Below are 5,408 nucleotides of genomic sequence, written 5' to 3' on the forward strand. Positions count from 1 at the left end.
AGCCGCAAGACCAACCAAGATTCGGTTCTTCGTCCAGCCAAGGATCATAGCCTATGCTACCAAAAGGGGGGTTCGTCTGGAATCTGAAATTGTCACCATTCTCACCTCCCCAGTAGTTTCCGTACGCCGGCAGGGTTCCTATCCCGGCATGGTTGATTGACCTTGAGGCAGTATCGGCAAGATCAATTACGATCAAGTTGCCGCCCCGCAAAGAATCAGGAGCCCCGCCAAAATCAGATCCGCCTTGTGCTGTGTAGATTCCAGTCTTTGCCCACTGGATACCGGAATTCCGCATTGTTACTTTGGACATGCCAGGAACATTAATACCTACGACAGTGTTACTATCATGGCTGACAATCATACATGTATCCATATGCACATTACTCTTATAAGTAGCGCTTATCCCCGTGTTGAAGTCACCCTCCAACAACACACGCTCAAGTGAAATAACAGAGGATGTTGATGTGGAGTAAGTGTATATACCGAAATTGTCATTCACTTCACTACTGAGAACGCGAATGTGTTGAACTGTGTCGCCAGGTGCCGCAATATAGATTCCGTATTTGCAGTCTTGAATCTGGACCATCCAATCGAAATCAGGGCAATTCCCATCGACCTTAATTCCGTAACCATCTGGTACATCTCTGATTATCAAAGGTACATGGTAGTTGACTGTTGTATCTGCAAACGTAACATTGTCGGTGTTCAAATAAATCCCGCCGGCTTGACAATTCTCGATGACGCTTGAACACTCTGAGAACAGACCGGAGAAGCTTAACGCAAATGATCCTGAAGTAGTCGGGGCTTCGAAACTCATGCCTATGTATGCATCTCTTAGCGAGAGTGACGGACGGACATCACCTGTTACCTCGACTCTGCCATTATCCACTATTCTGATTCCGTACCATGATCCGGCCTCTTCAGATGGAGAGCTGAACACAACCGAATCTTCCAAGATCAACGTACCCTTGACTATGATTTCTGGTCGAACAGTGTCAACACCCGATGAAGTGAAGTCGATCTGACTAAAATCAACCTCTAGAGAAATCCAGTCTGAATGCAAATGCAACGTGTCGTCTTCATCGACAATGATGTCACCACACACAAGTAGATCTTCTGAAATGGTTCCACTGAGGTAACCGCAAACACCGGCGGGGACTATCTCATACAGATATCCCTCTCCTGGCTGCAAATGTGCATGGAATGCGAAATTGCTATCAGCGTTGACCAAAATGCTATCATCGCTGGATTGATCTATGACGAGGTAGTTCCAGTCACCGGACAATTGCATTTCGTCCAAGTAAACTGTTACGTCGTTCCCTTCAGAGGCTAACAATCGACGATTGACCAGCATGAAGTAGTCATCGCCCGTCTGATTGTCTTCGAATACGGCCGCTTCAATCCAGTCCTCAGTACCTGTCACCGGATCGCGAAACTCCCCGACGACGCTGTCGACAAAGCCTATACCTTGGTCATCCACCAAACCCACCTCGAGAAGGCTACACTCCTTCAGGATTGAGCCGATAGGCTTGGCTCTGCCGAGAATTTCTTTTACCCATTCTCCTTCTGGGCTGAGACACCAGTAAGTGGAGTCTGGATGCCTTTCGAACAGACCATGGAGCTTTATTCCATCACCCTCGTCAGGATAACCTTGCTTGTCGTAGGTCACATAGAAGCAAGTATCTTCCTTTTCACAGTAGACGCTGAAGGGACGGTGATAACCTTCATCAGGGCAATTATTGTCGATGGAGATGAGTGTATCATTGTGTGGTGCATAACTGAAGAAAGGGCCAGGTTCTTCATCCTCAGGATTGTGTTGTGGGCTGCTCGGCCAGTATATCGGTATCATTCTCCAGTATCCTATGCCGTCTACACCATGCGCCAGTGCCATGTAGACTTGAACCCGATGATCTTCCAAGGTTAAGTCCGACGGCCATCGACGGTAATAATAGAACGAATCAGTGTACGGTGCTTGATAACAGTAGGCCTTTGTTATATCACTCCATCGTTGCCCGGTCGAGAGAGTGAGCCAGAAATTCTTGTAAGCATCATGTGCCTTCTCTCTGAGTATATCGACTCGATCGAATATCGTTGTTAACGTGTGTTGCACACCAATACTATCCCACCAGCCGCGGCATTCCTCAAACTCGTCAGAATTGTTGTTGGCACCACACCTGAAAAAGTAATCATGAACTTGCAGAAATGCCACGTCTACGTATCTGCAAAGTACATCTCCATTGAGCCTCGTTCCGAGATTAGCGGTTGCCGGACTTACAACTCGCACGGTGTCGGTTGCGGAGCTAGTGATGCCCTTTATAGCATCATTTGCCACTCTGAGGATCGGATACTGAATTCCAGCAGCTTCATCACAAAGATGATACCCCTTTACGTTGCTGTAGTCGTACAAAGCAGTGAAGTAACTTGATAAGCTCTCAGCAGCGTCGCTCGCATGATCCCAAAAGTACCTGCCGTCTTCATTTAAGATGGTGACTTGGTTGATGCACAGATCGACAGCATCATACCAATAGAGCTGCAATTCTACATACAGGGAATACTGGGAGGTGAACTTGCCATTACTGAATGGGAAGTCTATATCGACATATGCGCCTGTAGTATCGAAGTCAGAGACTCTAATGAGCTTCTCTGCAACAATCGCCGAGTCCTGCGCGTCCCAGTCAGTATCCGGTCGATATTTCCAGACAGCAGTTACTCGGCATACGGAGACAGTGTCATCATGTTCTCCTGTTATCTTCATGTTGAATCTTGCTGTTATCGTGTCGTCCCAAGCCCCACACCTTCCTTTATCGACCATTTGAGCGAATGCACTATGATAACTGTAACTCTGCCAAGAGGGGCCCTCGAGAAAGACATAACCGGCTGTATCTTGAGAGACTTGGCAGCGACGAACAGTTTTGAAGTCCAGAGCTTGGTCCACGAAGCTCTGCCCAACGCTGAGAAGATCGAAATAGTAACCCTCATACACGTCCTGATGGACAACGTCCATAGGTGAATATATGCCTCTAGTCGCGAGAATTTCCAGTATAGTGTCTACGCTGTCATGGTAGGCAGGCTCCTTTGCCCCTATCGGCACCGAGGCCTGCACTACGAAGTTGATTCCGTGGTTCCGTGCCGTGTCAAGTTCCTCTCTCAATGAAAGTGGCTGAAATCCGACTATTACATTGTTTATCCCCAGATCCACGAGTATCGAATCGAAAATGCCGATCGAATCGCTGGGCGTGCCATTAGATGCAGGGTGTCCATAACCATAAAATGGATATTCTCCCGCGGTGGTCTCAGTGATCCGTACGACAGCGATGATAAACACTGTACAGATAGCCAGTGTCCTTTTCATTGAAATCCTCCAATCCCAATTGCGCTACTTGGATTCACGTATGAGCAAATGATTCGCATTTGACTACCTCCTTGACTACAGGCTACAGACGGTGAACTCTGACAGAGGGATTAGACTGGTCATGTGACAACTCAGCTACATGAAACGATTCTTATCGTCTCTCTTGCTTGACAGCCACTACTTCAACAATAGCATCTTCTTGCCGATCACATCTCCGTCCACTTTCAAGACATAGAAATAAACACCTGAAGACACGGCCTTGCCAGAATCCTCCTTACCGTCCCATGATATCTCGTACCTACCGCCATTTTCTGTGCACTTTTTCAAAATTCTTACTCGTTGCCCCAGAATGCTGTATATGACCAGCTCTACTTTCCTATGTTGCTGGCCAACCAGTGAATATTCAATGGTAGTGCTGCCATTGAACGGATTAGGGTGGTTCTGTCTCAAAACTGCGAACTGCGTCGGCAAGAACTCATTGTCCACGGGCCTTTCTGCAGAGGTAGGTAAGCTCGGATCCCCAGCATACACATAGACATTGCCATAGGCGTACTCAATCGCATAGATATCTGACGCGGTGACTACCACATCATCCACTCCGTCGCCATCGAAGTCACCTGCCGATCCCACCGAATGTCCAAACTCCCGGCCAACATAGGGCCACGCACCTGTTCCTGAAAGAATGAGGTCCGCTTCACCGTCCATACCTCGATAACCGTAGTAGATGTACACTATGCCGTATGCGTAGTTGAAAGACGGATGCCCTACAGCGATGTCATCCCATCCGTCATGGTTGATATCTCCGATGTTTGCAACGACATCTCCCCATGTCGCTGTATCACTAGTATCTCCGAGTATTAGCGGAATGGTATCAAAAGGAGCTCCGCCAAAGTAAAGACAAGGCCACAGAGCCTGCCCAGTAACAACAAAGTCAGCACAACCATCTCGGTTGATATCGCCAACACTATATAGAAACTCACCAAAATTGTCGAAGTTGATATCTTCTTTCCAGACTGTCCAGAAGACAACATCAGGTGTGCTATGAAGAGGCACGCTTCCGAAGATGACACCGACATAAGAGGGGTAGTTGCCCTTCATGCCTGAATAGACGAAGTCTGCAAGTCCATCCCCGTTGATATCGCCTGGAGAGAGGCCAAGCCAGAAATCATTGTAGCCGTTCCCCTGATCGTAGAAATCGATGTGCTCGTCCACAATTGTGTCCAGGAGGTCACCTCCGTGATATATGTAGAATCTGCCGTCATAGGGATAGATGTCACTATTAACTGCGGCAATTATCAGGTCATTCTGTTCATCACCATTGACATCTCCTGAACTCAATGAAATTCCAAATGCACTGAACGTGTCAGTGGCATTGAACAGTCTGAGATCAGGCTCGGATTTAAGGAAGAAATCGACTCCTCCAAGCCAGACATCCACAACTTCGACACTGTCCTGCCAAGTCTCGCGCATAACGAAATCATCCACGCCATCTCCATTGATATCAGGCACCCAGGCATACCTCGCCCCATAATTGCCGATCAACATGTCTGGAATGGTGTCGGGCGGATTTCCTCCTTGGAAGGCATGCACTCTCTTTCCACCGCCATATTCGGCCACGAGTATATCGCTGTAGCCGTCACCATCAATATCGCCCGGTGATATTGCGTCTCTCCAGAGTAGTCCGCCGACACTATCGCTGTGAAAGTGTGCTATCAGTTCGAGTGGGAATTCGGCGAAAGCGTTTTCCGCAATAAGCAGTATGAACGCAACCGATGTGATATACAACAACTTTTGTAGTAGCGCCAGCAAAGATACGTGAAAACCCCTTTCTCAATTCGACAGTGAACCAGCACGTCGGGACCGATGATGTCCCTTTATGCCTATACATAAAAGATACGATAACCACCCTATCTGTCAACCCTTATTCTGAGTCTGCATTGTGCACGGTTTAGACCCATGTGCCTTTCATAAATGTCGTCCGCGTTGCCCTATTTGCAGTTACCTTTCTCATATTGTATCATACATTCCATGCTATTTCTTCTCCTGCGCACACTTC

The 5,408-nt window shown here is 47.7% G+C and carries 2 protein-coding genes; both read right to left on the minus strand.

Annotated features, from left to right (window positions below):
* Positions 1 to 3,352: hypothetical protein (locus tag KKH67_02075; GenBank protein MBU1317962.1), on the minus strand; the 3,352-nt coding region annotated here is incomplete at its 3' end.
* A 177-nt stretch (positions 3,353 to 3,529) separates the two neighbouring features.
* On the minus strand, positions 3,530 to 5,161 hold the full coding sequence (locus tag KKH67_02080; GenBank protein ID MBU1317963.1) for an FG-GAP repeat protein: 1,632 nt from the start codon (positions 5,159 to 5,161) through the stop codon (positions 3,530 to 3,532).
* Positions 5,162 to 5,408: the final 247 nt, after the last annotated feature.

This window comes from Candidatus Zixiibacteriota bacterium (assembly GCA_018820315.1).
GTDB lineage: Bacteria > Zixibacteria > MSB-5A5 > JAABVY01 > JAHJOQ01 > JAHJOQ01.